Below are 25,139 nucleotides of genomic sequence, written 5' to 3' on the forward strand. Positions count from 1 at the left end.
GCCGGCGGCCCGGGACCGTTTCGGGTCTCGGGGTCGCCGAGACGGCGTAGCCGCGACGTGGTGGAGAGTGCGATCCTCGTATCCATGGACCAGCGGGACCGGATGCGCGCCGCCGACTCCGACCGGGAGGCTGTCGTGGAGCGGCTGCGCACCGCGCTCAACGAGGGGCGGCTGGAGCTCCACGAGTTCGACGAGCGGGTGGTCGAGGCCTACCGGGCGAAGACCTACGCCGATCTCGACCGCCTCCTCACCGACCTGCCGGGTGTCGCGCCGGTGAGCCGCTCGCAGCTCGCACCAGCGTCAGCTCCCGCGATGCCCACGCCCGTCCCCGCCGCACCGCCCGGCACCGTGCCCCGCTGGCTCGCCGCGCTCTGGGGCACCTGGGCGGCCGCCGTCGGCATCAACGTCGTGATCTGGCTCCTGGTGAGCATCTCCAACGCCGAGCTTGTGTACTTCTGGCCGATCTGGGTGGCCGGTCCGTGGGGCGCCGTGCTCGTGGTCGCCACCATCGGCGGGCTGAGCCGGGGCGAGCCGCAGCGCTGGGCCGACAAACAGGCCCGCAAGCAGGAGCGACGGCGCCGCCGGGAGCGCTGACCGCTCGGTTTGCCGTCAATACATGAGCCGGCGTACACTGACTAGCTGGCGCGCAGCGTCCACTCCGGCATGCCCACCACGCGCTTCTGTGGGAGCCCGGAGCCGCGGCTGGCGCGGGTGATCCCTCACTCGTGTAAGACGGTGCGAGCCTGTCCGAAGAACCCGACGTCAGGACAGCGGAGGACATGCCCAAGAAGGACGGGGCCATCGAGATCGAGGGCCGGGTCATCGAGCCACTCCCGAATGCGATGTTTCGGGTGGAGCTCGCCAACGGCCACAAGGTGTTGGCCCACATCAGTGGCAAGATGCGGCAGCACTACATCCGCATCCTGCCCGAGGACAGGGTCGTCGTCGAGCTCTCGCCGTACGACCTCACCCGCGGGCGCATCGTCTACCGCTACAAGTGACCGTCGCCGATCGAGGTAAAGGCCAACCGTGAAGGTCAAGCCGAGCGTCAAGAGGATCTGCAACAAGTGCCGGGTCATCCGCCGGCACGGCCGGGTCATGGTCATTTGCAGTGACCCGCGCCACAAGCAGCGCCAAGGCTGACGCCACTCCAACAGAAGACGCTCGTCCCAGCCGCGGAAATCGCCGATCATCGGCGCGATTCGTGGCTGACCCCCGGTCGGAGGCCGGGGCCCGCCCGGGCAGGCGGGGTGGGGCGGGCACAGACCTCCGCGAACACACCACGAGGAGTACGCCCGCACATGGCTCGTCTAGTCGGCGTCGACCTCCCCCGCGAAAAGCGGATGGAGATCGCGCTCACCTACATCTTCGGGGTCGGTCGGACCCGCGCCATCGAGGCGCTGTCCGCGACCGGCATCAGCCCCGACAAGCGCGCCAAGGACCTCACGGACGAAGAGCTCGTTCAGCTCCGTGACTACATCGAGGCCAATTTCAAGGTCGAAGGTGACCTGCGCCGCGAGGTTGCCGCAGACATCCGCCGCAAGGTCGAGATCGGCTGCTACGCCGGCATCCGCCACCGCCGCGGCCTTCCGGTCCGTGGGCAGCGGACCCGCACCAACGCACGCACCCGCAAGGGTCCGAAGCGGACCGTCGCCGGCAAGAAGAAGCCCGGCAAGAAGTAACTAGGAGCGCACACACATATGCCACCGAAGGCTCGCGCCGGGGCCGCCGTCAAGAAGGTCCGGCGCAAGGAACGCAAGAACGTCGCCCACGGGCAGGCGCACATCAAGAGCACCTTCAACAACACCATCGTCTCGATCACGGACCCGACCGGTGCGGTGATCTCCTGGGCGTCCGCCGGTCAGGTGGGCTTCAAGGGCTCCCGCAAGTCGACCCCGTTCGCCGCGCAGCTGGCCGCCGAGGCGGCCGCCCGCCGTGCCATGGAGCACGGCATGCGCAAGGTCGATGTGTTCGTGAAGGGCCCGGGCTCCGGCCGGGAGACCGCCATCCGTTCGCTTCAGGCCGTCGGCCTCGAGGTCGGCCAGATCGCCGACGTCACGCCGCAGCCGCACAACGGATGCCGTCCGCCGAAGCGTCGCCGGGTCTGAGGGAGATCGAAGAGAGATGGCTCGTTACACCGGTGCTGACTGCCGCCGTTGCCGGCGGGAGAAGATGAAGCTGTTCCTCAAGGGCAGCAAGTGCGACGGTCCGAAGTGCCCGTTCGAGTCCCGGCCGTTCCCGCCCGGGCAGCACGGCCGCGGCCGCACCAAGGAGGGGGAGTACCTGCTCCAGCTCCGCGAAAAGCAGAAGGCCCGCCGCGTCTACGGCGTGCTGGAGAAGCAGTTCCGTGGCTACTACGACGAGGCCGTGCACAAGCCGGGCAAGACCGGTGAGGTGCTGCTCCAGATCCTGGAGTCGCGGCTCGACAACGTGGTCTACCGGGCCGGCTACGCCAAGTCCCGCGACATGGCCCGCCAGCTCGTCAAGCACGGCCACTTCCTGGTCAACGGCAAGAAGGTCGACATCCCCTCCTACCGGGTCAAGGAGCACGACATCATCGACGTGCGTCCGAAGTCCAAGGAGATGACGCCGTTCATCGTCGCGCAGGCCGAGGCCGGCTCGAAGACGGTGCCGGCCTGGCTGGAGGCGATCCCCAGCCAGATGAAGATCCTCGTGCACACCCTCCCGGCCCGGCAGGTCATCGACACCCAGGTCCAGGAGCAGCTGATCGTCGAGCTCTACTCCAAGTAAGAGCTCGTGGCCGGCGCGTCCTCGTGGCGCGCCGGCCGCCCAGTGGGCGGCGTCAAATAGCGGGCGCCCCGACACAAGGAGAAAACGCAAGTGCTCATCACTCAGCGGCCGACTCTCTCCGAGGAGTCGATCAGCGAGACCCGTTCGCGGTTCACCATCGAGCCGCTCGAGCCCGGCTTCGGCTACACGCTCGGCAACTCCCTGCGCCGCACGCTGCTGTCGTCCATCCCGGGCGCGGCCGTGACGTCGATCAAGGTCGACGGCGTGCTGCACGAGTTCACCACGATCCCCGGTGTCAAGGAAGACGTGGTCGAGCTGGTCATGAACGTCAAGGAGCTGTGCGTCAGCTCCGAGCATGACGAGCCGGTCAGCATGTACCTGCGCAAGCAGGGCCCGGGCGACGTCACCGCCGGTGACATCCAGCCCCCGGCCGGCGTGTCCGTGCACAACGCCGACCTCAAGCTCGCCACCCTCAACGGCAAGGGCCGGCTCGACATGGAGCTGACCGTCGAGCGGGGTCGCGGCTACGTCACCGCCGCGCAAAACAAGCAGGCCGGTGCCGAGATCGGCCGTATCCCGGTCGACTCGATCTACTCGCCGGTGCTCAAGGTGACCTACCGCGTCGAGGCGACCCGTGTCGAGCAGCGCACCGACTTCGACCGGCTGATCATCGACGTCGAGACCAAGGCCTCGATCGGCCCGCGCACCGCGCTGGCCTCCGCCGGCTCCACCCTGGTCGAGCTGTTCGGCCTGGCCCGCGAGCTGGACGAGACCGCCGAGGGCATCGACATCGGCCCGTCGCCGCAGGACGCGCAGCTCGCTGCCGACCTGGCGCTGCCGATCGAGGAGCTCGACCTGACCGTCCGGTCGTACAACTGCCTCAAGCGCGAGGGCATCAACACCGTCGGCGAGCTGATCGGCCGCACGGAGGCAGACCTTCTCGATATAAGGAACTTCGGTCAGAAGTCCATCGACGAGGTCAAGATGAAGCTCGCCGGGATGGGTCTGGGGCTGAAGGACTCGGCTCCCAACTTCGACCCGGCGCACGTCGTGGACTCCTTCGGCGAGGTTGACTACGACTCCGACGACTACCGCGAGACCGAGCAGCTGTAACCGGCTGCCGCCACAACGAGGAGCACCTGACGATGCCCACGCCCACGAAGGGCGCCCGCCTCGGCGGCAGCCCCGCCCACGAGCGGCTGATGCTGGCCAACCTGGCCACCTCGCTGTTCCGGCACAAGAAGATCACCACCACCGAGACCAAGGCGCGGCGGCTGCGGCCGCTCGCCGAGCAGCTGATCACCAAGGCCAAGCGCGGTGACCTGCACTCGCGGCGCCGCGTGCTGACCGTGGTCAAGGACAAGGACGTGGTCTTCGAGCTGTTCGACAGCATCGCCCCGCGGTACGCCAACCGCCCCGGCGGTTACACCCGGATCGTGAAGACCGGTCCGCGCAAGGGTGACAACGCGCCGATGGCGATCATCGAGCTGGTCGAGGAGCTGGTGGTCGCCGAGCCGCCGGCCAAGGCCGCCAAGGCCGCGAAGAAGACCGCCCGCAAGGCCACGGCACAGCGGGACAAGGTCGAGGCGCTCGCACCGGACGACGACGAGCAGGTCCCGTCGTCCAAGGTGGACGAGGAGACCGACACCACGGCCGAGGCCTCCGACGCGGACGCGCCGGGCGCCAAGGACGAGGTCAAGGACTGACCGCGAAAGCACGTTGATCAGGGCGTCCCTCACCAGGTGAGGGACGCCCTGATGCGTAGGAGGACGGATGACCCGGGTACGGCTGGACGTGTCGTACGACGGCACGAGCTTCTCCGGCTGGGCCGCCCAGCCGGAGCGCCGCACCGTGGCCGGGGTCCTCACCGAGGCGTTGGAGCGGCTGCTCGGCCCGCAGGCGGCCACCGGCCTCACGGTCGCGGGGCGCACCGACGCGGGCGTACACGCGACGGGACAGGTGTGCCACGTCGACCTGCCCGACGAGGAGTGGACCCGGCTGGCGTCGACGCTGGTGCGGCGGCTGGCCGCGCTGATGCCGCCCGACGCGCGGGTGCGGGCGGCCCGCCAGGTGCCGGCCGACTTCGACGCCCGCTTCTCGGCGACCTTCCGGCGGTACGAGTACCGGGTCACCGACGCGCCGTACGGCGCTGAGCCGCTGCGCCGCCACGACACCCTCGCCTGGCCCCGCCCGCTCGACGTGGACACGCTCAACGCCGCCGCGAAGGGCTTCCTGGGCGAGCACGACTTCGCGGCGTACTGCAAGCACAAGGAGCACGCCACCACGATCCGCGCGATCACCCGCCTCGACTGGCGCCGCGACCCGGACGGCACGGTGGTGGCGACGGTGCAGGCGGACGCGTTCTGCCAGGCGATGGTGCGCAGCCTGGTCGGGGCGATGCTCGTCGCCGGAGACGGCCGCCGCCCCGCCGACTGGCCGGCCGGCCTGCTCAGCCGCCGCGAGCGTTCCAGCGAGGTGACCGTCGCGCCGGCGCACGGGCTGACCCTCGTCGCCGTGGGCTATCCGGAAGATCCGGAGGAGTACGCTAGCCGCGCCGAGCTGACCCGGCGGCTACGAGGCTGACTGGACGGCCCGCCTTTCCAGCACCGTCCCGCGCAGGTACAGCTCCAGCATGTCGGCGAGGATCTGCCCGGCCTGGGCGTCGCCCGCCGGGATCGGCCGGCCGTCGACCCGTGCGGCCACGCAGTAGACCAGGTAGTGGCCGCGGACGTGCCACCCGACGTGGGCCGACGAGAGCGCGATCGCCTCGGTGCCCCGGCCGGCCACCATGCCCTGGAAGCGGCCGCGGCCGCCGTCGACCATCGACTTGATTTTCAGGCGCGCCCAGTTGGCGCCCTCGACGTCGTCCAGGTTGAAGATGCCGGCGGTCACCAGGTATCCGCCGGCGGGCGCGCGCAGCGTCCCGCGTACCACCTGATCGCACCCCAGGTCGGTGAGCAACTCGCCGATCTCGCCGCTCGCGGCCGCGGCGCAGCGGCGTTCCACGCGGGTCTTGAGCACCCGGTACGACGGCCGCGCCGGGTCGACCACCACCTCACCGCCGGGGAAGACCTCGGCGGGCGTGAGCGGTGCCGGGTCGGCCGCCCGGGAGCTGATGTCGCGAAACACGGTGACCGGCGGCGCCGCCCCGGACGCCTGGGCGTCCCGGCCCTGCCGCTCGTCGGCCACGATGAAGAACGAGCTCAGCCCGCACACCCCGAGCATCGCGAAGACCGTGAGCGCGGTGGTGAACGCCTGCCACGTGTGCTTTTGCGGGCGGGCGAGCAGCTCCGAGATCGAGCTGGGACGGGCGTGGCGGGGGCCGGTGTGCGCGTGTCGACCGGCGAATCCACCCCGATGCCCGTGAACCATGCCGGACAGGTTAATAGAACATGTTTCGCCAGATATGGCAATAGCAGGACACATCCCCGGAAGAGGGAACTTTCAGGACACGCAAACCCACGTGTGAGAATGCTCGGCGTGACCGAAGAGCACTACTTCAGCGCGCAACCCAGCGTGGGCGTGCGCCGCCGCGACGTCGAGTTCACCGCCGGCGGCCGGGAGTATGCGCTGGTCGCCGCCGGCGGTGTGTTCTCCGCCGACCGCCTCGACCCGGGCACGGCCGTCCTGCTGCGAAAGGCCGCGCTGCCCGGCGCAGGCGCCACCGGTCCGCTCCTCGACCTCGGCTGCGGCTACGGCCCCATCGCCTGCGTGCTCGCGACGTCCGCGCCCAGCGCCACCGTGTACGCCGTCGACGTCAACGAACGGGCCCGCGCGCTCGCCGCCGAAAACGCGACCCGGCTCGGCGCCGCCAACCTGCGGGTCGCCGCGCCCGACGAGGTGCCGGAGGACGTCCGGTTCGCGGAGATCTGGTCCAACCCACCCATCCGGATCGGCAAGCCCGAGCTGCACGCGATGCTCGACCGGTGGCTGCCCCGCCGGGCGCCGGACGGCGTGGCGTGGCTCGTGGTCGCCCGACACCTGGGCGGCGACTCGCTCCAGAAGTGGCTGGAAGAGCGCGGCCACCGGGTCGCCCGGCACGCCAGCCAGAAGGGATACCGCGTCCTGAAAGTCGGGTGACCGGCGGGCCACCGATCAGGGAAGATGCCCGCGTGGGTTACGTAGACGTCGCCGGAGTCGGGCACACACTCCCGGACGGCCGGGAGCTGTTTCACGACGTCTCGTTTCGGGTCGGTGAGGGCGCGAAGGTGGCGCTGGTCGGCCCCAACGGCGCCGGCAAGACCACGCTCCTGCGGATGGTGGCCGGCGACCTGCCCGTTACCAGTGGCGCGGTCGCGCGGGCCGGCGGGCTCGGCGTGATGCGGCAGTTCATCGGCATGATCGGCGACCAGACCGCCCTGCATGACCTCGCTCTCTCGCTCGCCCCGCCGCCGCTGCGTGCCGCGGGCGAGCGGCTGGCCGCCGCCGAGGCCGCGGTCCACGCCGACCCCACCGAGCGCAAGCAGATCGCGTACGCGAACGCCCTGGCCGCCTGGGGTGAGGCCGGTGGGTACGACGCCGAGGTGCTCTTCGACACTGTGGCCACCCTGGTGCTCGACAAGCCCTGGGACGAGGTCCGCGACCGCCCGGTGCGCACGCTCTCCGGCGGGCAGCAAAAGCGCTTCGCCCTGGAGCTGCTGCTGCGCGGCACCGACGAGGTGCTGCTGCTCGACGAGCCCGACAACTTCCTCGACGTGCCCGGCAAGCGGTGGCTGGAGGAGCGGCTGCGCGAGTCGGCCAAGTCGGTGCTGTACGTGTCGCACGACCGCGAGCTGCTGGCCAACACCGCCGACCGGGTCGTCGCGGTCGAGGGCGGCAGCGCGTGGGTGCACCCGGGCAGCTTCGCCTCCTGGCACGAGGCGCGGGCGGCCCGGCACGACCGGCTGGAGGAGCAGCGCCGGCGCTGGGACGAGGAGCACCAGAAGCTGCGCGAGCTGATGCTGATGTACAAGCAGAAGGCCGCGTACAACGACGGCATGGCCTCGCGCTACCAGGCCGCGCAGACCCGGCTGCGCAAGTTCGAGGAGGCCGGGCCGCCGCCGCTGCCACCGCGCGACCAGGACATCCGCATCCGGCTCAGCGGCGGGCGCACCGGCAAGCGCGCCGTGATGTGCGAGCAGCTGGAGCTCGACGGCCTCACCTACCCCTTCGACCTGGAGATCTGGTACGGCGACCGGGTCGCCGTGCTCGGCGCCAACGGCACCGGCAAGTCACACTTCCTGCGGCTCCTGGCGCGTGGCGGCTCCGACGGCAAGCCGTCCTCGGTGGACGGTGCGCTGCACGCCGCCGTCGACCACTCGGGCACCGCTCGGCTCGGCGCGCGGGTGCGGCCGGGACACTTCTCGCAGACGCACGACCGTCCGGAGCTTCAGGAGAAGACGCCCGTCGAGATCCTGTGGCGCGGCGACGACCACCGCGACGGGATGGACCGCCACGCGGCCATGAAGGCGCTCAACCGGTACGACCTGGCCGGGCAGGGCGACCAGCGGTTCGGCACGCTCTCCGGCGGGCAGCAGGCACGCTTCCTGGTACTGCTGCTGGAGCTGTCGGGAGCGACGCTGCTGCTGCTCGACGAGCCCACGGACAACCTCGACCTGGCTTCGGCGGAGGCCCTCGAAGAAGGGCTCGCCGCCTTCGCGGGCACGGTGGTGGCGGTGACGCACGACAGGTGGTTCACGCGGTCGTTCGACCGGTTTGTGGTCTTCGGTGACGACGGTGAGGTCAAGGAGACGCCCGAGCCGGTCTGGGATTGAACCATCCGGCGGCCAAATCCGAACCACACTGCATGAGACGCTGGGCGGCGGCGCTGCTGGCTGGGCTGTGCCTGGCCCTTCTCGTGCCGGCCGCCCCGGCCAGCGCGCACGCCGCCCTCGTGTCGACCACGCCCGAGCAGGGCTCGGTGATCGGCTCGTCACCGACCAAGGTCACGCTCACGTTCAACGAGCCGGTCGGCGTGATCCCCGGCCGGACGCAGGTCATCGCACCGGACGGCAAGCGGATCAACACCGGCGACCCGGTCGCGTCGGGCGGCACACTCACGCTGGACGTGCGGGTCGCCGACCGCCCGCTCGGCACCTACCTGGTCAGCTACCGCATCATCTCCGCCGACGGGCACCCGCTCTCGGGCGGCTTCATGTTCTCCGTCGGCGCACCTTCGCAGACCGCGCCGTCCGCGCTGGAGGACGACCCGTCGGTGGGCGTGCTGCTGGCGATCACCAAGTACGCCGGCTACGTCGGGCTCACGCTCGCCGTCGGGCCGCTGCTCTTCCTGGCGGTGCTGTGGCCGCGCCGCACCCCCACCCGCCGCCCCATGCGGCTCGTGCTGGCCGGGCTGGGGCTCGTGGGCGTGAGCACGGTGGGCACGTTCTGGCTCCAGGCGCCGTACACCTCGGGCGCCGGCCCGTTCGACGTGTCGCTGGGCGAGCTGCGCGACGTGGCGCTGAGCTCGTTCGGCCTCTGGACCGCGGTGCGGCTTGCCGTGCTCGTCGCGGTGGTGGCGCTGCTGCGTGTCCACTCGCCGGTGCGCGCGCCGTTCCCGGTGACGGTGCGCGCCCGCACGCTCGTCGGCGCCGGCGGTCCGCCCGTGCAGAGCGCGACGCAAGCCCCGGCCAGGGTGCGGCGGTCACCGTTTCCGCTGGCACTGCTCGGCGCGCTCGGGCTGCTCACCTGGCCGCTCGCAGGGCACGCGGCGGCATCCCCGCTGCCACCCGTGTCGGCGGTCGCGGACACCGTGCACCTGGCCAGCATGGCGGTGTGGCTGGGCGGCCTCGTCACGCTGGTCGGCTTCGTGCTGCGCAAGGGCTGGGCCGACCAGCGCGTGCTCGGCGTGATCCTGCCCGTCTGGTCACGCTGGGCGGCCGTCGCGGTGTGCTGGCTCGTACTCGGCGGCGTCGTGCAGGCGGTCATCGAGATCGGCGGGCTGGGCGCGCTCTTCGACACCCGCTACGGCCAGCTCATCCTGCTCAAGGCCGGCCTGCTGGGCGCGGTGCTGTCGGTCGCGTTCTTCTCCCGCCGGCTGGTGATGCGCCGCTCGCCGGCCCGCCTGGGCCGCCTTGTCGCGGCCGAGTTGGGGCTGGCGGCGGTCGTGCTGGCGGCGAGCTCGATGCTCGTGCAGACCACGCCGGGCCGCTCGGCCGACATCGAGGCACAGGCCGCCGCCGAGGCCGTCGGCTTTTCCACGACGCTCAACAGCCCGATCTACTCGGTGCAGTTCGAGATCTTTCCCGTGCAGATCGGTGAAAACAACACGCTGCACGCGTTCGTCTACACGCCCGCGGGCAAGCCGGTCGAGGTCGCCGAGTGGAAGGTGACGACCGCCCTCCCGGACAAAGGCATCCCGCCGATCCCCAACGCCGTGGTCTCGCTCCGCGGCAACCAGGGCATCGGCGCGATCACCTTCCCCTACCCCGGCAAGTGGGACCTGACCCTGACCATCCGCCTGGACGACCTCAACCAAGCGACCGTCCGCACCACGGTGGAAGTGCCCGCCAGCTGACGACTGGAACACCGCGGATGGGTGCGTATCCGCTGATCCGGTGGCATCGCCACCTCCACCGGCGCATCGGGCGGCAGCAGGTTGACGCCCCACAGATAGGCGGCGCTCAAACCAGCGATGGCCGCGCCCTCGGGCAGCAGCAGGGCTACCGCGTCACACCACAGGCGATGGTCGAGCGGCGTTTCGGCACTGACGAACACGTCCGGGAGAAGCCGTCGCCACGCCGGTCCGCGCAGCATCGCGCGGGTGAGGCGGCCCTCGGCGATCGCGGTGCTGGCCCTGAACGGCACGAAGCCCATCGACCTCGGTACGCGGGCGCGGCGGGGCACCCAGGCATCATGGCGTAACGCGCGTCTCACTCGCCGTCCTCTTTACGGCGGCGTTAACGGCGTCGTACTCTCGCCGAAGGAGTGACCCACGGGAGCCCGGTGCACCGGGCTGAGAGGAGGGCATGCAGCCCTCGACCGTCGAACCTGATCCGGGTAATGCCGGCGCAGGGAGGAGTGCTGCATGCGGCCGTTTCCCCGGCTTCACCTCATCACCGACACCCGCCCCGGGCGTGAGCCGCTCGCTGTGGTGGCCGCCGCCCTCGAGACCGCCGGCGACCAGCTCGCCGTGCAGGTGCGGGTGGAAGACGACGCGACCGACCGCGACGCTTACGAGCTGGCCGCGCGGGTAAGGGCGCTCTGTGCCGAAGCCGGGGCGACCTGCCTGGTCAACGACCGCCTGCACATCGCCCTGGCGGTGGGTGCCGACGGCGGGCACGTGGGCGCGCTCGACCTGCCGGTCGCGGCGGCGCGGCGGGTGCTCGGGCCGCGGGCGATCCTCGGCGCGACCGCGCGCGAGCCGGCGACCGCCAAGGCGGCCGTCGACGCCGGGGCCAGCTACCTGGGCGTCGGGCCGGCCTACGCGACCACCACGAAAGACGGCCTCCCCCCGCCGATCGGGGTCGACGGGGTCGCCGCCGTGGCCAGCGCGGTGGACGTGCCCGTGATCGCGATCGCGGGGGTGACGGCCGAGCGGATACCCGAGCTGCGGGCGGCGGGCGCGCACGGAGTTGCCGTGATCGGCGCGCTGTCCCGGGCCCCGGATCCGGCCGAGGCCGCCAGGGCGCTCTGGGACGCCCTGAAATGAACGACGTCACCGTCGTCGGTGCCGGCCCCATCGGGCTGGCGATCGCCTGGCGGTGCGCGGCGCGTGGCATGGCGGTGCAGGTGGTCGACGACGGGCGGCCGGGCGCGTGGCACGCGTCGGCCGGCATGCTCGGGCCGGTCGCCGAGGCGTACTTCGGCGAGGCCGCACTCACCGCCCTCCTCGTCGAGTCCGCGAAGCGGTGGCCCGCGTTCGCGGCCGAGCTGGGCACCGAGGAGATCGGCTACCGCGCCGAGGGCACGCTCGTCGTCGCGCTGACCGGAGACGACATGGCCGAGGCGGAGCGGCTGCGCGAGTACCAGGCGGGTCTTGGACTCCCGATCACGCCGCTGCGCCCCACGGAGCTGCGCGACCGCGAGCCGCTCCTGTCGCCGCGGGTGCGTGGCGGCGCGCACGCGCCCGGCGATCACCAGGTCGACCCGCGCCGGCTGGTGCCGGCGCTGCGCCGGGCCGCGGCCGCCGCGGGCGTGACCACCGTCCGCGAGCCCGGGCCCGCGCGGGTCACCGTCGTCGCCGCCGGCACCGGCTCGGCCGCGCTCACCGGCCTTCCGGTCCGTCCGGTCAAGGGCCAGATCCTCCGCCTCCGCGCGCCCGGCCACCAACCGCCGGGCTTCTCCCACGTCATTCGCGGGTACGCGGACGGTAGGCACATCTATCTCGTACCGCGACTGGACGGCGAGGTGGTCGTCGGGGCCACCGTCGAGGAGCGCGCTGACGCGCACGTCACCGCCGGCGGGGTGGTGGAGCTGCTGCGCGCCGCCGCCGACCTGGTGCCGGAGATCTACGAGTACGAGCTGGCCGAGGCGATCGCCGGCCACCGCCCCGGCACGCCCGACAACGCGCCGCTGATCGGCCCGCTCGGCGACGGCGTGATCGTGGCGACCGGCCACCACCGCCATGGCATCGTGCTCACCCCGCTCACCGCCGACCTGGTCGCCGACCTGGTGGAGACCGGGGTGCCGGATCCGATTTTGGGGCCGTTCGCACCTGGGAGGTTCGCATGAAGGTGGTCGTCAACGGCAACCCGCAGGCCGTGCCCGACGGCGCGACCGTCGCCGACGTCGTACGGGTCGTGACGTCGGTCGCGCGCGGGGTGGCGGTCGCGGTCAACGGCGAGGTGGTGCCGCGCGCCGGCTGGCCGGGCACGGCGCTGCGCGACGGTGACCAGGTCGAGGTGCTGACCGCGGCGCAGGGGGGTTAGCCGTGCAGATTGCTGGCGTGGAGCTGCGGTCGAGGCTGATCCTCGGCACCGGCGGGGCGTCCAATTTGGACATCCTGGAGCGGGCGGTCAAGGAGAGCGGCACCGAGCTCGTCACCGTCTCGCTGCGCCGGGTCGACACCGCCGCCACCATGAACGGCGGCCTGCTGGACATGCTCGACCGCTGCGGCGTTCGCGTGCTGCCCAACACCGCCGGCTGCTACACGGCCCGCGAAGCGGTGAAGGTCGCCCACCTGGCCCGCGAGGCGTTCGAGACGCCGTGGGTGAAGCTCGAGGTGATCGGCGACGAGCGGACTCTGCTGCCCGACGGGGTGGAGCTGCTGCGGGCAGCCGAAGAGCTGGTGACGGACGGGTTCCAGGTCCTGCCGTACACCACCGACGACCCCATCCTGGCCCGCCGCCTCGTCGACGCGGGGTGCGCGGGCGTGATGCCGGCGGGCTCGCCGATCGGCTCCGGGCTCGGGGTCTCCAACCCGCACCACATCCAGCTGATCCGCCAGTCGGTGGACCTGCCGGTGATCCTCGACGCGGGCATCGGCACCGCCTCGGACGCCGCCCTCGCCATGGAGCTCGGCTGCGACGCGGTGATGGTGGCCAGCGCGATCACCCGGGCGGCCGACCCGGTGCGCATGGCCGCGGCGATCCGCCACGCGATCCAGGCCGGACGGCTCGCCGCCGAGGCGGGGCGGATCCCGCGGCGCTTCCACGCGCTCGCGTCCACACCGGACGAGGGCAGGCCGCACCTTTGATAGTGCTGCTCACCGACCGCAGGCAGGCGCGGCGCCCCCTCGTCGAGGTGGTCGAGGCGGCGGTCGACGGCGGGCTGCGCCAGGTGGTACTGCGGGAAAAGGATCTCCCCCGCGACGAGCGCGTGGCGCTGGCGGAGGCCCTGCGCGCGGTGCTCGCGCAGGTCGACGGTCAGCTGATCGTGGCCGGGCCGGACCCGCTCGGCGGCAGCGCGGTGCACCTCGCCGCGGCCGGCCCGTACCCGCCGCCCGACCTCGCGCTCGTCGGGCGCTCGTGCCACGACGAGGGTGAGCTGGCGCGGCTGACGCGCGAGCACTACGCGATGGTGTCGCCGGTCTTCCCGACGCCGTCCAAGCCCGGATACGGTCCGCCGCTCGGGCTCGACGGCCTGGCCCGGCTGGTCGCCCGCTCGCCCGTTCCGGTGCTCGCGCTCGGCGGCGTCACGCCCGCCAACGCGGCCGGCTGCCTGGCCGCCGGCGCCGCCGGAGTGGCCGTGATGGGCGCGGTCATGCGAGCGGACGACCCCGCGGCGGTGGTTCATGACCTTCGCGGTGCGACGCTGTCCGTCAAAACCCCAGCCGGCCGGGGTGGGGTGTGGTCATGACACCTCCGATCGCGCTCACCATCGCCGGCTCAGACTCGGGCGGCGGTGCTGGCATCCAGGCCGACCTCAAGGTCTTCGCGGCGCTGCGGGTGTACGGCACGTCGGTCGTCACCGCGGTGACCGCCCAGAACACGCGGGGCGTGCAGGACGTCTACCCCATGCCGGGCAACGTCGTGAGCACCCAGCTCAACTCCCTCCTCGACGACCTGCCCGCGGCCGCGGCCAAGACCGGCATGCTCGCCACCGCCGAGGTCGGCGCGGCCGTGCTGGCCAAGGCGCGCGCGGGGCTGCTGCCCAACCTCGTCGTCGACCCGGTGCTCGCCTCGTCCAGCGGTCGCCGGCTGGGCGTGGTCGGCGCGATCGAGCGGCTGCTGCCGTACGCGCTGGTCGCCACGCCCAACCGCGAGGAGGCGTCCGCGCTGGTCGGCTGGCCGGTCACCACACCGGCCGACATGGCGGGCGCGGCCGGGCAGCTCGCCGCCGGCGGGCCCAAGTTCGTCGTGGTCACCGGCGGCGACATGGTGGCTGGCGACGAGGCGGTCGACGCGGTGTGGACGGACGCGGGCACTCGCTTCCTGCGCTACCCGCGCATCGTCACCCGCAATACGCACGGCACCGGCTGCACGTTCTCCGCGGCGGTCGCCGCGCGGCTGGCGCTGGGCGACTCGGTGCTCGACGCGCTGGCGTTCGCGAAGCAGTACGTCGCGCGGGCGCTGTCGGGCGCCCGCGACTGGAAGCTGGGCGGCGGCACGGGTCCGCTCGACCACCTCGATTGGAAAGCGATCTAAGGAGGCTCGATGTCAGCACGTCGGAAGGTGTACGTCGAGGGGTCCCGGCCGGATGTCCGGGTGCCGTTCGCGGAGGTGGACCTGACCGGTGGCGAGCCGCCCGTCAGGCTGTACGACACCTCGGGCCCGGGTTCGGATCCCGCCGTCGGGCTGCCGCCGTTGCGGGGACCGTGGATCGCGGAGCGCGGAGACGTGGCCCCGGTGCGGGGCGGCGGTACCCCGCTGGCGGGCGCACGGCCGACCCAGCTGGCCTACGCGCGCGCCGGCACGGTCACGCCGGAGATGGAGTTCGTGGCGATCCGCGAGGGCGTGCCGGCCGAGCTCGTGCGCGACGAGATCGCGGCCGGCCGGGCGGTGCTGCCGGCCAACGTCAACCACCCCGAGTCCGAGCCGATGATCATCGGGCGGCGCTTCCTGGTGAAGGTCAACGCCAACATCGGCACGTCCGCGGTCACCTCGTCGGTCGCGGAGGAGGTGGAGAAGCTGACCTGGGCGACCCGGTGGGGCGCGGACACGGTGATGGACCTGTCCACCGGCAAGCGGATCCACGAGACCCGCGAGGCGATCATTCGCAACGCGGCCGTGCCGATCGGCACCGTCCCGATCTACCAGGCCCTGGAGAAGGTCGGCGGCGACCCGGTGAAGCTCTCCTGGGAGGTCTTCCGCGACACGGTGGTCGAGCAGTGCGAGCAGGGCGTCGACTACATGACCGTGCACGCGGGCGTGCTCATGCGGTACGTGCCGCTGGCCGTCGAGCGGGTCACCGGCATCGTCTCCCGCGGCGGCTCGATCATGGCGGCCTGGTGCCTCGCGCACCACGAGGAGAACTTCCTGTACACGAACTTCGCCGAGCTGTGCGAGATCCTGGCGCGCTACGACGTGACGTTCTCGCTGGGCGACGGGCTGCGGCCCGGCTCGATCGCGGACGCCAACGACGAGGCCCAGTTCAGCGAGCTGCGGACGCTGGGCGAGCTGACGAAGGTCGCCTGGCAGCATGACGTGCAGGTCATGATCGAGGGGCCCGGCCACGTGCCGATGCACAAGATCAAGGAAAACGTCGACCTCCAGCAGGAGGTGTGCCACGAGGCGCCGTTCTACACGCTCGGGCCGCTGACCACGGACATCGCGCCCGCGTACGACCACATCACCTCGGCGATCGGCGCCGCGATGATCGGCATGTACGGCACCGCGATGCTGTGCTACGTGACGCCCAAGGAGCACCTGGGCCTGCCGGACCGCGACGACGTGAAGGCGGGCGTGATCGCGTACAAGATCGCGGCGCACGCGGCCGACCTCGCCAAGGGCCACCCGGGTGCGCAGGCCTGGGACGACGCGCTCTCCAAGGCGCGCTTCGAGTTTCGCTGGGAGGACCAGTTCAACCTGGCGCTCGACCCGGAGACCGCGCGGGCGTACCACGACCAGACGCTGCCCGCCCAGCCCGCCAAGACCGCGCACTTCTGCTCGATGTGCGGCCCCAAGTTCTGCTCCATGAAGATCACCCAGGAGCTCAAGGCGTACGCCGAGAAGGGCATGAAGGAGAAGTCCGAGGAGTTCGTCGAGGCCGGCGGGCGGGTGTACCTGCCGCTGACCTGAGACTTTCAAGAATTCACATCCGTAGGCGTGACTGGCGTTAGTTGAGCTTTGTAGCATGCCCGAATGCTGACGCCAACGCCACTCATGGGCCTCGTGTCCGGTTTCTGGAGCTTCAAGACGCTTGCCGCCGCCGTCGAGCTGGATCTCTTCACCCGGCTTGCCGGCGGCAAGAGCATCACCGTCGAGAAGGCCGTGGCCGAACTGGGCCTCGCCGAACGCCCCGCGGACCTTCTCTTCGCCGCCTGCGCCTCGCTCGGCCTGCTGGAGCGCGACGGCGACGGCTACCGCAACTCCGCGCTGGCCGAGGAGTTCCTGGTGGCCGGCAAGCAGTACTACTTCGGCGGGCAGGTGCGCTACTGCGACCGGCGCACCTACCTGGCCTGGCACCGGGTCGGCGACGCGCTGCGCACCGACCGCCCGCTGACCTGGGACCCGGACACGCAGGAGTCGATGTTCGAGACCGAGGACCCGCAGCTGCTCGCGCTCTTCTGGGAGGCGATGTACTCGACGTCCATCTTCACCGCCCGCGCGCTCGGCGAGGCGTACGACTTCGGCGCGCACTCGCGGCTGCTCGACGTCGGCGGCGGGTCCGGCGCGTACCCGATCGAACTCTGCCGCCGGTACCCGTCGTTGCGGGCCACGGTCTTCGACCTGCCGCACGTCGTGCCCATCGCGGCGGAGAAGGCAGCGGCGGCCGGGCTCGCCGACCGGATCGACACGGTGGCGGGCAACTTCCTGCACGACGAGGGGCTGCCGTCCGGGTACGACGTGATGCTGCTCAGCATGATCCTGCATGACTGGGACGAGCCGACAAACCGCGAGCTGCTCGCCAAATGCTTCGCCGCCCTGCCCGCCGGCGGCGCGGTGGTGATCTCCGAGCTGCTGCTCAACGCCGACCGCACCGGCCCGGCCTCGGCCGCGCTGATGGGCATGAACATGCTGGTCGAGACCGTCGGCGGCCGTAACTACTCGGAGACCGAGTACGCGGACTGGCTCAGCGGCGCCGGCTTCGTGGACGCGCACGTGGTCCACTTCGACGCTCCCGGCGCCAACGGCGTGGTGGTGGCCCGCAAGCCGTAACGGTCGTCAGCGGGCCGGGTCGCGAGGGTCGGTGTCACGGCCGGAGAGGCCGCTGACCCAGTCGACATACTCCTCGTCGCGTGGCTTCAGGGGTGGCTCAGGCCGGTCCTGGCCGCCGCGCTGGACCGGTACGTCCAGCGCGGCGGTCGGCTCCGTGGGCTCGGGCGCGGAGCGACGGCGGCCGAAGAGGCCCCGGCGCTGGCGTGGGACCGCTTCCTCAGCGGCGGGTGGCGTCTCCTTGGCGCGCCTGCGGGCCTTGCGGCCGCGCGGCTCGTCGCCGGCATCGTCGGCCCGGCCGCCCGCGGGCTCGTCTTCCGGCCCGGAGTAGATCGGGATCTCGCCGGTGGAGTACTCGGCCGCCCGGCGGCCGGCCGAGAAGGCGGTGGCGGCTCCGGCGGCGCCCGGGTCACGACCGGCCGGAGAGCGGCGCGGCGGGCGAGCGGTGGGTGTCTTCGGCGGCGCCGCCTGCGGAGGGGGCGGCGGCACCAGCGGGGGCGGTGGTGGCACCACCGGCGGCGGCGGGGCCGGGCGTGCGGCGGGTGGCGGGGGCGACTGCGGCGAGAGGTCGGCCGTCGGCTCGTCGAAGCGGCCGCGCGCCGGCTCGCGGGCGGAGGTCGGCTCGTCGAAGAACCCGCCGCCTCGGCCGGCGGACGTGTCGACCGTCGGCAGGGAAGCGGTGGTCTCGTCGGCCGCCGAGGCCGATGTGGACGCCTTCTCGCCGTGCCGGGGCATCGGGACGGTCCACTCGCCGGTCGGTGGCTCGCGGAAGACCGGCTCGATGGTGGTGTCGCGGGCCGGGCGCTGCTCCTCGGGCGTGGCCGCCGGTGCCTCCTCGGCGGGCGTGGCCGTGCCGAAGGTGGGGCGCCGGGCGACCGTGGCCAGGACCGAGCCCAGCGTGCCGGCGCCGACCGCGACCAGCGCGCCCCAGTAAGGCGCGGCCTGGAACTTGTCGGTGTCGCTGCCGGGGCCGGCCACCAGGTAGGCCAGGCACAGCATCGCCGGCCCGATGATGCCGGAGGCCGCGATCGTCACCGGCGGGCGGCCGAGCCAGCGGCCCAGCCCCGCGGTGGCGGCGCCGAGAGCCAGCGCTAGCAGCGGCATCGTCACCACCGCCGAGCTCTGCGCGGCGCCCGTGCTGAACGAGGCCAGGTCGAGCACGCCCAGGCGCAGGTTGGGCAGCGGGTCGTCGGGGCCGAGCGAGGGGATCACCGAGATCAGCGCGAGCGCCCAGGTGGCGCCCGTGACGGCCGCGACGTTCCACAAAAGAGGCTTGTAGCTCAGCGCGGCGATCGCGACGAACACCCCGGCCACCGCCCCGAGCGTCGCGGAGAGGCCGATGACCAGTACCGGGTCGGTGGCGCGCACGATGGCGAAGCGGGCGGGCTGCATGCACAGCGGCACCAGCACGGCCGCGCCGATGCCGCCGCACAGGGCGTAGGCGATCCGTGAGCCGGTGCCGCCCTCGTATCCGCGGCGCCGCGCCATCCGGTCGGCCGCGATCGCGCCGGCCACCGCGGCCACCATGGCGAACCAGGCCACCCACGCCATCTGCGCGGTCCACTGGTTTTCCTGGTCGACCGGGAAGGTGCGGCTGAGCCGGACGACGCCGAGGCCGAAGGCCACACCGAGCTGGCTGGCGGCGGCGAGCATGGCGACGCCGAGCGCGGCGAGGAGCACCCTGCTCCACGTACGGATGGCCATGGCAGGCACGTTACGGCTCCGTGACCCGCCTCGCTACCCGGCCGGTCGTGGCTTGACGCACTTCCCAGAACCCGCTGAAGGTCCCTTAAGAAATCAGACCCGCTGGCGAGTGCGCTGCGACTGGGGCTGCACCGGGTGGGCGGTCGGCGCGGCGGGCGGGCCATCCGGCGCGAGCAGCAGCTCGTGCAGCTCGGCGCTGCACCGGGCGACTTCGTCCAGGTAGGCGTTGTGACCGAGCGAGCGGGGCCGGGGGATCTTGACCTCGACGACCCGCCGGAGCCGACCCGGGCGCGGGCTCAGCACCACGACCCGGTCGGCGAGCAGCACGGCCTCGTTGATGGAGTGCGTGACGAAGACGGTGGTGGCGCCGAGGTCCATGTGGACCCGCTGGAGCTCCGTCGAGAGCTCTTCGCGGGTGAGCGCGTCCAACGCGGAGAACGGCTCGTCCATCAGCATCACCTTGGGCCGCTGGATCAGCGCCCGGCACAGCGCCACGCGCTGCTGCATGCCGCCGGAGAGCTCGTGCGGCTGCTTGCGGTGGAAGCCGGCCAAGCCGACCATGTCGAGCAGCTCCTCGGCCCGCCTGCGGTGCTCGGCGCGCTTCCAGCCGAACATCTCGATCGGCAGCAGCACGTTGTCGAGGACCGAGCGCCACGGCAGCAGCGCCGGCTTTTGGAACATCATCGCGATGTCCTTGCGCGGCTTGGTGACCCGCGTGTCGCCGACCGACACCTCGCCGGCGCTCGGCGCGATGAGCCCGGCGATCAGCCGGAGCAAAGTGGACTTTCCGCAGCCGGAGCGGCCGATGATGGCGATGAACTCGCCCTCGCTGACGGTCAGGTTGATGTTTCGCAGGGCCTCCACGGCGCCCGATCGCGCCTGGAACGTCTGGGAAACTCCGGCCAGTCGAATCATCGTGTGCTCCCTACCGGGGCCGCCTTGGTTGGTGCTCGCTTCGCTCGCGCGCACCGCAGGTGCCAGGCTATCGGGAAGGCCGGCCGCGGCCCACGGTGCCATGGTCATTTTCGCGCTCTGTGATCACAGGGCGACAACCTGCGGAAGTACGTCGGAAGCCACCAGCTCGAGGTGGTCGATGTCAGTGATCTCGATGAACCGCAGGTGCACCCGGGTGACCCCGATCGCCGCGAACTCGCCGATCCGGTCGACGAGCTGCGCCGGCGAGCCGACCACCGGGTCTTCCGGCGGCAGGGCACTCGGTGCGTGCAGGGGTGCCGCGCGCCGGTGTGCCTCCGCGTCGGTGCGGCCGATGGCGACCACGATGCCCACCGACATCACCAGCGGCGCCTTGCCGGACTCGGCCCGCCCCACCCGGTCGGAGACCGCCAGCACCCGGTCGAACGCCGCCTTCGACTCGGCGACGGTCTTGAACGGCATGTTGAACTCGTCCGCGTATCGCGCCGCGATCTCGGGCGTGCGCTTGGGGCCGCGCCCGCCCACGATGATCGGCGGACCGGGCACCTGCACCGGCTTGGGCAGGCCGGGCGCGTCGACGAGCTGGTAGTGCTCGCCCTTGAAGCTGAACGGCTCGCCGACCGGGCTGCCCCACAGGCCGGTGATGACCGCGAGCTGCTCGGCGAGGATGTCGAAGCGCTCGCCGGTGGACGGGAACGGTATGCCGTACGAGACGTGCTCGCGCTGGTACCACCCCGTGCCCATGCCGAGCTCGACCCGGCCGCCGCTCATCTGGTCGACCTGCGCCACCGCGATCGCCAGCGGCGCGGGCTGCCGGAACGTCACCGACGTGACGAGCGTGCCGAGCCGGATGCGGGAGGTCTCGCGGGCCAGGCCGGCCAGCGTGATCCAGGCGTCGGTCGGCCCGGGCAGCCCGGCCTCGAGGCCCATTGCCTGGTAGTGGTCGGCCCGCAGGTAGCCCTCGAACCCGGCGTCTTCGGCGAGCCGGGCGAGGCGAAGCTGGTCGTCGTACGTGGCTCCACGGTGTGGCTCTGTGAACACGCAGACGCGCACGGTAACCGCCTGAGTCGATCGGATCCGGGTGATTGGTCGCGGTCAGGCTATCGGCATCCCGTTACGGCGCGATACCCCGGCCGGGATCGGTTCGTAACCCGATACGCCTTGCGTCGCAAACCAGCCTTTCGCCTACGCTGTGGCGCGACATTCATGAACGGCCTCGCGGCCTCCCCTCGGTCTCGGCGCCGTCGCTCCAACGCCCCCTCCAGTTGGAAGGAATCTGTTCATGAGAAGGGTTACCCGTTCTTTCGCGGTAGCCGCTCTGGCCACGGCTCTGGCCGTCGTGGCCGGTTGCAGCTCCGACGACGAACCGGAAGCGACAAACAACGCCGGCACCGGTGGTGAGCTGGTGAAGGTGAGGTACCTCACGTCCTTCGGCAACTTCGGGCGTGACGCGTACGGGTGGGTCGCGCTCGAAAAAGGATTTTTCCGAGAAGCCGGATTTGACGTCGAGATCCAGAAGGGCGAGGGCACCGGCGGCAACATCCAGAAGATCGTCGCCGGCGCCGCCGACTACACGCCGATCGACCTGACCGGCGGCCTGCTCAACTTCGGTAAAGGCACGAAGGGCTTCACCGCCGTCGCGGCGATCCAGCAGCGCACCATGGCGGCCATCGCGACCACGACCGACAAGGGCATCAAGACGCCGAAGGACCTGGAGGGCAAGACCCTCGTCGACGCGCCGGGGTCCGTCGTGCGCAACCTCTTCCCGGTGTACGCCCAGCTGGCGAAGATCGACTACAACAAGGTCACCTGGAACAACGGTGAGCCCGCCACGCTGATCGGCCAGCTCAACAACAAGAACGTCGACGGCATCGGCCAGTTCGTGGTGGGCCGGCCGACCATCGCCGCGGTGACGAAGAAGGAGCCGTTCTTCCTCCCGTACAGCGACTACCTCATCGACCTGTACGGCAACGTGCTGATCACGTCGACGAAGAACGCGACGGACAAGCCGGAGGAGGTCAAGAAGTTCACCGCCGCCCTGCTCAAGGGCCTGGAGTACTCGCTGGCCAACCCCGCCGAGGCGGCCAAGATCCTCAAGGCCAAGGACCAGGCCGCGAACGACAAGGCGGCGCAGGCCGAGCTGGAGCTGATGGGCTCCTTCGTCCGCTCCGCCGGCTCCGGTGAGAAGATCGGTCTGATCGACACCCAGCGCGTGGCCCGGAGCATCGCGATCCTCCAGGGCGCCGGTCAGATCCCGGCCGGCATCACGCCCGAGCAGATCATCTCCGTCGACCTGGTGCCGAAGGTCTGACCCATCGAACCAAGCGGGTGTGGCGGCTGACCCGGCCGCCACACCCGAGGTAGACCCGCAAGGAGCGTGAGATGAGCGAGACGTCAGTCGCCGCGCCGCCCATCGCGGCGGCCGACCGGTCCGGGATACGGGTACCCAGTTTCGTCTATCCCATCGCCGGCTTGGTTGTCACGGTCTTCGTGTGGTGGCTGGCGACAAGCGTGCTCGGCCTGGCCCACCCGGTCGTGCTGCCCCCGCCGGAAGACGTGCTGCGCGGCTTCAACGCCAACCGGAGCTTCATCCTCGAAGGCACGCTGACGACCGGGCTGGAAACGCTGTTCGGCTTCGTGATCTCGTCGTTCGTCGGCTTCCTGATGGGCATCGTGCTGGCCAGCTCCGCCGTGCTGGAGCGGATGTTCTCGCCGCTGCTGGTGGCGGTCAACGCCGTGCCCAAGATCGCCTTCGGGCCGATGCTGGTCATCTGGCTGGGCTGGGGTCAGCCCTCGATCCAGTTCATGATCTTCATCATGTGCTTCTTCCCGGTCGTGCTCTCCACGGTGACCGGGCTGACCAGGACGCCCGGCGACCTTGCGGAGATGGCCCGCGCGCTGGACGCGTCCCGGCTGAAGATGTTTCTCAAGGTCCGGCTTCCCGCCGCGATGCCGCAACTCCTCGTCGGCCTCAAGCTGGCGCTGCCGCTCGCCTCGGTGGGCGCGATCATCGGCGAGTTTCAGGCCGGTGACGCCGAACGGCCGGGTCTCGGCTCGATCATCGTGCAGACGCTCGGTCAGGGCGAGTCGGCGACCGCGTTCGCCGCGTTCGTGCTGATCGCGGCCACCACGATCCTCCTCTACTCCGCGCTGCTCGGGCTCGAGCGGCTGCTGCTGCCCTGGGTGCGCGCCACCACCGACCGCTGACCGCCCTTACATCCGCACTGTCCGTCGTGGTCTAGACCCGATTCCGCTCGGCTTGAGTTGACCCTTGAGTTTCAAGAGGTTTCCCGGGTCCGTGTCAGCTGCGGGCCGCTGCTCCCGCCGGAGACCGCGGTGGCCGGCGGCTCGCGGGGCGAGCCGAAATCCCCGGCCCCCGCTGCCAGCTCCGCGCGCCAAGCCCACCCTGGGCGCGGCGCTGCTCCCGCGGCCTTACCCGTCCGCCGTTGGTCACGGTCAAACCTCCCGGGATGACTGACGGGTGAGGCCGCGGGAGCAACGGTCCGGACCACGACGGACGTCGCGGTAGCCCAAATCTCTTGCCTGGAAAGGGTTTCGACAGGCTCCTAGCTGGCCAGCCGCCAGCGGCCGTTGCGGGCCACGAGCACGGTGAGCGCCTGCGGCATCAGGCCGGAGTGGTTGTCCGGGGTGATCCGGATCGGCCCGGACAACCCGTCGAACTGCGACGTCTCCACAATGGACCGGATGCTGTCGCGGCTCAGCGAGGTGCTCTGCTGTAGGGCGTTGGTAATCATCTGGATGGCGTCGGCGGCGAACGACGAGAAGCCGTTGTAGCTGCCGTACTTGGCGGTGTAGTCACGGAACCACTGCTTGCGGGCCGCCGTCGCGGGCGTGGTGGCGATGACGTCGTCGATCACCATCGTCTGGGTGAACACCATCGTCGCGCCGTTGGAGGCCCCCTGCCCGGACAGGAAGAGGTCGCCGGCCGCCGCGCCGTCGAAGAACAGCGAGCCGGTGAAGCCCGCCTGCTTCGCGCTGGTGGCCGCCAGCGCCGCCTGCTCCGCGAACGTCCACACCACGATCGCCTGCGGCTCCTGGCCCGGCTCGGTGTCGAGCAGCGACTGCACGGCCTGGCTCACGTCGGTGTCCGTCGGGCGGATCTTGGCTTCGCCGGTCTTCGTGATCTTCGCGCTCGCCAGCGCGTCCCTGAGGGCCTCGTATCCCTCGACGCCGTAGGCGTCGTCGGTGTACAGGACGGCGACCCGCTTCTTCTTCGCGTTGCCGAGCTCCGCGGTGAGGGCGGCGGCGTTGTCGGTCGCGTTGGGGCCGATTTTGAACACCCACCGCCGCTCGCTGACCGGCGCCGCCACAGCGCTGGCCGGAGCGAGCGCGATGGTGGGGATCCCGCGTTGCTCGACGGTTGGCACCACCTCGTCGACGCACGCCGCGCAGGTGCCCATCACGATGGCCGCCACGTTGGAGTTGTTGGCGAACGCGCCCACGTTGGTCAGGGACAGGCTGGAGTCGGAGCGGTTGTCCTTGGGTTCGAGCTTGAGCTTTCGGTTGCCGAGCACACCGGAGTCGTTGACTTGGCTGATTTTCAGGTCGAGCGCGCGCTGGTAGGCCTGCCCGATGGCCGCCGTCGGGCCGGACAGCTCCAGGTCGGCACCGATGATGATTTCCTCGACGTCGTCGCCGGCGTCATCGCTGGATTGGCAGGCGGACGCGGACAGGACCAGCGCGGCTGCGGTGAGCGCAGACAGCGTCACGGAGCGTATGGGCCTCAAGGTGGTCCTCCAGGTGGACGACCCAGCAGAGCTGGTGTTTTAGGGGCTGGCTACCGCTGTCCGTCCCCTGTGGAGCGACGCGGACGGGCCTGCCGTACGGTGTGAGCGCGCAGTCATTCGAACGTGGAAACCATGCCAACGGCGGACGCCGGGGTCAAGCTGACGGGGTACCTGTTCCACGGGACGGCTATCCCACATAGTGGTTTGCGAAGAAGTTTGCACTCGTTAACTTTATCGACATCAATGCCTTGCGGGTTACTGTTTGCGCAGGTCACGGCCACATTCTTGGGAAGGGGCGGAGTGGGCGGAGTTTGTATTGGGGATGGTG

At 71.3% G+C, this 25,139-nt stretch carries 27 protein-coding genes and 1 riboswitch; of the genes, 22 read left to right on the plus strand and 5 right to left on the minus strand.

From position 1 onward, the window contains the following. Window positions 1-84: 84 nt before the first annotated feature. From ACTMTJ_RS01270 to truA, 9 genes are all read left to right on the plus strand, one after another. A complete protein-coding gene (locus ACTMTJ_RS01270; protein WP_441214129.1) occupies window positions 85-594 on the plus strand; it encodes a DUF1707 SHOCT-like domain-containing protein in 510 nt (169 codons plus the stop codon). A gap of 185 nt (window positions 595-779) precedes the next feature. Further along, the gene (gene infA, locus ACTMTJ_RS01275; RefSeq protein ID WP_007073013.1) at window positions 780-1,001 is read left to right on the plus strand and encodes a translation initiation factor IF-1; all 222 of its coding nucleotides are present in this window, start codon (window positions 780-782) and stop codon (window positions 999-1,001) included. Window positions 1,002-1,029: 28 nt separating this feature from the next. Further along, window positions 1,030-1,143, plus strand: coding sequence for a 50S ribosomal protein L36 (gene rpmJ / locus ACTMTJ_RS01280; RefSeq protein WP_043965539.1), 114 nt, complete (start codon window positions 1,030-1,032; stop codon window positions 1,141-1,143). A gap of 158 nt (window positions 1,144-1,301) precedes the next feature. Further along, a complete protein-coding gene (gene rpsM / locus ACTMTJ_RS01285; RefSeq protein WP_173056641.1) occupies window positions 1,302-1,682 on the plus strand; it encodes a 30S ribosomal protein S13 in 381 nt (126 codons plus the stop codon). An 18-nt stretch (window positions 1,683-1,700) separates the two neighbouring features. Continuing rightward, window positions 1,701-2,108 (plus strand): 30S ribosomal protein S11, encoded by a 408-nt coding sequence (gene rpsK / locus ACTMTJ_RS01290; protein ID WP_030329919.1) that lies wholly within the window; start codon window positions 1,701-1,703, stop codon window positions 2,106-2,108. A gap of 16 nt (window positions 2,109-2,124) precedes the next feature. After that, a complete protein-coding gene (gene rpsD / locus ACTMTJ_RS01295; RefSeq protein ID WP_441214130.1) occupies window positions 2,125-2,751 on the plus strand; it encodes a 30S ribosomal protein S4 in 627 nt (208 codons plus the stop codon). Between the two features lie 90 nt (window positions 2,752-2,841). Continuing rightward, window positions 2,842-3,864, plus strand: coding sequence for a DNA-directed RNA polymerase subunit alpha (locus ACTMTJ_RS01300; RefSeq protein ID WP_173056640.1), 1,023 nt, complete (start codon window positions 2,842-2,844; stop codon window positions 3,862-3,864). A 32-nt stretch (window positions 3,865-3,896) separates the two neighbouring features. Next, the gene (rplQ, locus tag ACTMTJ_RS01305) at window positions 3,897-4,457 is read left to right on the plus strand and encodes a 50S ribosomal protein L17 (protein WP_441214131.1); all 561 of its coding nucleotides are present in this window, start codon (window positions 3,897-3,899) and stop codon (window positions 4,455-4,457) included. Window positions 4,458-4,524: 67 nt separating this feature from the next. Next, window positions 4,525-5,334 carry a tRNA pseudouridine(38-40) synthase TruA gene (gene truA / locus ACTMTJ_RS01310; protein WP_441214132.1) on the plus strand — a complete coding sequence of 270 codons (810 nt, stop codon included), beginning with the start codon at window positions 4,525-4,527 and terminating at the stop codon, window positions 5,332-5,334. On the opposite strand, the gene ACTMTJ_RS01315 is transcribed toward truA, so the two are convergent. Then, a complete protein-coding gene (locus tag ACTMTJ_RS01315; protein WP_441214133.1) occupies window positions 5,323-6,123 on the minus strand; it encodes a hypothetical protein in 801 nt (266 codons plus the stop codon). The genes truA and ACTMTJ_RS01315 overlap by 12 nt on opposite strands. A gap of 108 nt (window positions 6,124-6,231) precedes the next feature. Here ACTMTJ_RS01315 and ACTMTJ_RS01320 point away from each other — a divergent pair, with 108 nt between their 5' ends. The 11 genes from ACTMTJ_RS01320 (at window position 6,232) to ACTMTJ_RS01370 (ending at window position 17,429) form a co-directional block, all read left to right on the plus strand. Beyond that, the gene (locus ACTMTJ_RS01320) at window positions 6,232-6,831 is read left to right on the plus strand and encodes a class I SAM-dependent methyltransferase (RefSeq protein WP_441214134.1); all 600 of its coding nucleotides are present in this window, start codon (window positions 6,232-6,234) and stop codon (window positions 6,829-6,831) included. 32 nt (window positions 6,832-6,863) lie between these two features. Further along, window positions 6,864-8,504, plus strand: coding sequence for an ABC-F family ATP-binding cassette domain-containing protein (locus ACTMTJ_RS01325; protein ID WP_441214135.1), 1,641 nt, complete (start codon window positions 6,864-6,866; stop codon window positions 8,502-8,504). 32 nt (window positions 8,505-8,536) lie between these two features. Continuing rightward, a complete protein-coding gene (locus ACTMTJ_RS01330; protein WP_441214136.1) occupies window positions 8,537-10,246 on the plus strand; it encodes a copper resistance CopC/CopD family protein in 1,710 nt (569 codons plus the stop codon). A gap of 408 nt (window positions 10,247-10,654) precedes the next feature. Beyond that, window positions 10,655-10,763: riboswitch (TPP riboswitch) on the plus strand. Then, window positions 10,757-11,380, plus strand: coding sequence for a thiamine phosphate synthase (gene thiE / locus ACTMTJ_RS01335; RefSeq protein WP_441214137.1), 624 nt, complete (start codon window positions 10,757-10,759; stop codon window positions 11,378-11,380). Its footprint overlaps the riboswitch before it by 7 nt. After that, a complete protein-coding gene (gene thiO, locus ACTMTJ_RS01340) occupies window positions 11,377-12,402 on the plus strand; it encodes a glycine oxidase ThiO (RefSeq protein WP_441214138.1) in 1,026 nt (341 codons plus the stop codon). Before thiE ends, thiO begins: the two co-directional genes overlap by 4 nt. Then, the gene (gene thiS / locus ACTMTJ_RS01345) at window positions 12,399-12,599 is read left to right on the plus strand and encodes a sulfur carrier protein ThiS (RefSeq protein WP_441214139.1); all 201 of its coding nucleotides are present in this window, start codon (window positions 12,399-12,401) and stop codon (window positions 12,597-12,599) included. The genes thiO and thiS overlap by 4 nt, the downstream gene beginning before the upstream one ends. 2 nt (window positions 12,600-12,601) lie before the next feature. After that, entirely contained in the window at window positions 12,602-13,366 is a 765-nt protein-coding gene (locus tag ACTMTJ_RS01350) for a thiazole synthase (RefSeq protein WP_441214140.1), read from the plus strand. Continuing rightward, entirely contained in the window at window positions 13,366-13,968 is a 603-nt protein-coding gene (locus tag ACTMTJ_RS01355; RefSeq protein WP_441214480.1) for a thiamine phosphate synthase, read from the plus strand. Before ACTMTJ_RS01350 ends, ACTMTJ_RS01355 begins: the two co-directional genes overlap by 1 nt. Beyond that, window positions 13,965-14,756 carry a bifunctional hydroxymethylpyrimidine kinase/phosphomethylpyrimidine kinase gene (gene thiD, locus ACTMTJ_RS01360; RefSeq protein ID WP_441214141.1) on the plus strand — a complete coding sequence of 264 codons (792 nt, stop codon included), beginning with the start codon at window positions 13,965-13,967 and terminating at the stop codon, window positions 14,754-14,756. The genes ACTMTJ_RS01355 and thiD overlap by 4 nt, the downstream gene beginning before the upstream one ends. Window positions 14,757-14,765: 9 nt before the next feature. Next, the gene (thiC, locus tag ACTMTJ_RS01365) at window positions 14,766-16,349 is read left to right on the plus strand and encodes a phosphomethylpyrimidine synthase ThiC (RefSeq protein ID WP_441214142.1); all 1,584 of its coding nucleotides are present in this window, start codon (window positions 14,766-14,768) and stop codon (window positions 16,347-16,349) included. 63 nt (window positions 16,350-16,412) lie between these two features. Further along, the gene (locus ACTMTJ_RS01370) at window positions 16,413-17,429 is read left to right on the plus strand and encodes a methyltransferase (RefSeq protein WP_441214143.1); all 1,017 of its coding nucleotides are present in this window, start codon (window positions 16,413-16,415) and stop codon (window positions 17,427-17,429) included. Between the two features lie 6 nt (window positions 17,430-17,435). Here the strand turns inward: ACTMTJ_RS01370 and ACTMTJ_RS01375 are convergent, their stop codons facing one another. From ACTMTJ_RS01375 to ACTMTJ_RS01385, 3 genes are all read right to left on the minus strand, one after another. Next, entirely contained in the window at window positions 17,436-19,130 is a 1,695-nt protein-coding gene (locus tag ACTMTJ_RS01375; RefSeq protein ID WP_441214144.1) for a hypothetical protein, read from the minus strand. A 93-nt stretch (window positions 19,131-19,223) separates the two neighbouring features. After that, a complete protein-coding gene (locus tag ACTMTJ_RS01380) occupies window positions 19,224-20,045 on the minus strand; it encodes an ABC transporter ATP-binding protein (RefSeq protein ID WP_441214145.1) in 822 nt (273 codons plus the stop codon). A gap of 123 nt (window positions 20,046-20,168) precedes the next feature. Beyond that, window positions 20,169-21,116, minus strand: coding sequence for an LLM class F420-dependent oxidoreductase (locus tag ACTMTJ_RS01385; protein ID WP_441214146.1), 948 nt, complete (start codon window positions 21,114-21,116; stop codon window positions 20,169-20,171). Between the two features lie 229 nt (window positions 21,117-21,345). On the opposite strand from ACTMTJ_RS01385, the gene ACTMTJ_RS01390 reads away from it, so the two are divergent. Next, window positions 21,346-22,374: an ABC transporter substrate-binding protein gene (locus ACTMTJ_RS01390; RefSeq protein WP_441214147.1), complete on the plus strand. Its 1,029-nt coding sequence runs from the start codon at window positions 21,346-21,348 to the stop codon at window positions 22,372-22,374. A 71-nt stretch (window positions 22,375-22,445) separates the two neighbouring features. Further along, window positions 22,446-23,270: an ABC transporter permease gene (locus tag ACTMTJ_RS01395; protein ID WP_441214148.1), complete on the plus strand. Its 825-nt coding sequence runs from the start codon at window positions 22,446-22,448 to the stop codon at window positions 23,268-23,270. Between the two features lie 359 nt (window positions 23,271-23,629). Here ACTMTJ_RS01395 and ACTMTJ_RS01400 read toward each other — a convergent pair whose 3' ends face one another. Further along, on the minus strand, window positions 23,630-24,811 hold the full coding sequence (locus tag ACTMTJ_RS01400; RefSeq protein WP_441214149.1) for an ABC transporter substrate-binding protein: 1,182 nt from the start codon (window positions 24,809-24,811) through the stop codon (window positions 23,630-23,632). Window positions 24,812-25,139: the final 328 nt, after the last annotated feature.

The organism is Phytohabitans sp. LJ34 (assembly GCF_052068095.1).
GTDB lineage: Bacteria > Actinomycetota > Actinomycetes > Mycobacteriales > Micromonosporaceae > Phytohabitans.

What these genes read in the sequence shown, in the direction of transcription:
- rpsM (WP_173056641.1), top strand. Translation starts at nt 1,302, where the DNA reads ATGGCTCGTCTAGTCGGCGTCGACCTCCCCCGCGAAAAGCGGATGGAG.
- thiD (WP_441214141.1), top strand. Translation starts at nt 13,965, where the DNA reads ATGACACCTCCGATCGCGCTCACCATCGCCGGCTCAGACTCGGGCGGC.
- rpsD (WP_441214130.1), top strand. Translation starts at nt 2,125, where the DNA reads ATGGCTCGTTACACCGGTGCTGACTGCCGCCGTTGCCGGCGGGAGAAG.
- thiC (WP_441214142.1), top strand. Translation starts at nt 14,766, where the DNA reads ATGTCAGCACGTCGGAAGGTGTACGTCGAGGGGTCCCGGCCGGATGTC.
- thiS (WP_441214139.1), top strand. Translation starts at nt 12,399, where the DNA reads ATGAAGGTGGTCGTCAACGGCAACCCGCAGGCCGTGCCCGACGGCGCG.
- ACTMTJ_RS01375 (WP_441214144.1), bottom strand. Translation starts at nt 19,130, where the DNA reads ATGGCCATCCGTACGTGGAGCAGGGTGCTCCTCGCCGCGCTCGGCGTC.
- thiE (WP_441214137.1), top strand. Translation starts at nt 10,757, where the DNA reads ATGCGGCCGTTTCCCCGGCTTCACCTCATCACCGACACCCGCCCCGGG.
- ACTMTJ_RS01395 (WP_441214148.1), top strand. Translation starts at nt 22,446, where the DNA reads ATGAGCGAGACGTCAGTCGCCGCGCCGCCCATCGCGGCGGCCGACCGG.
- rplQ (WP_441214131.1), top strand. Translation starts at nt 3,897, where the DNA reads ATGCCCACGCCCACGAAGGGCGCCCGCCTCGGCGGCAGCCCCGCCCAC.
- ACTMTJ_RS01390 (WP_441214147.1), top strand. Translation starts at nt 21,346, where the DNA reads ATGAGAAGGGTTACCCGTTCTTTCGCGGTAGCCGCTCTGGCCACGGCT.
- truA (WP_441214132.1), top strand. Translation starts at nt 4,525, where the DNA reads ATGACCCGGGTACGGCTGGACGTGTCGTACGACGGCACGAGCTTCTCC.
- ACTMTJ_RS01370 (WP_441214143.1), top strand. Translation starts at nt 16,413, where the DNA reads ATGCTGACGCCAACGCCACTCATGGGCCTCGTGTCCGGTTTCTGGAGC.
- ACTMTJ_RS01380 (WP_441214145.1), bottom strand. Translation starts at nt 20,045, where the DNA reads ATGATTCGACTGGCCGGAGTTTCCCAGACGTTCCAGGCGCGATCGGGC.
- thiO (WP_441214138.1), top strand. Translation starts at nt 11,377, where the DNA reads ATGAACGACGTCACCGTCGTCGGTGCCGGCCCCATCGGGCTGGCGATC.
- ACTMTJ_RS01315 (WP_441214133.1), bottom strand. Translation starts at nt 6,123, where the DNA reads ATGGTTCACGGGCATCGGGGTGGATTCGCCGGTCGACACGCGCACACC.
- rpsK (WP_030329919.1), top strand. Translation starts at nt 1,701, where the DNA reads ATGCCACCGAAGGCTCGCGCCGGGGCCGCCGTCAAGAAGGTCCGGCGC.
- ACTMTJ_RS01270 (WP_441214129.1), top strand. Translation starts at nt 85, where the DNA reads ATGGACCAGCGGGACCGGATGCGCGCCGCCGACTCCGACCGGGAGGCT.
- infA (WP_007073013.1), top strand. Translation starts at nt 780, where the DNA reads ATGCCCAAGAAGGACGGGGCCATCGAGATCGAGGGCCGGGTCATCGAG.
- ACTMTJ_RS01330 (WP_441214136.1), top strand. Translation starts at nt 8,537, where the DNA reads ATGAGACGCTGGGCGGCGGCGCTGCTGGCTGGGCTGTGCCTGGCCCTT.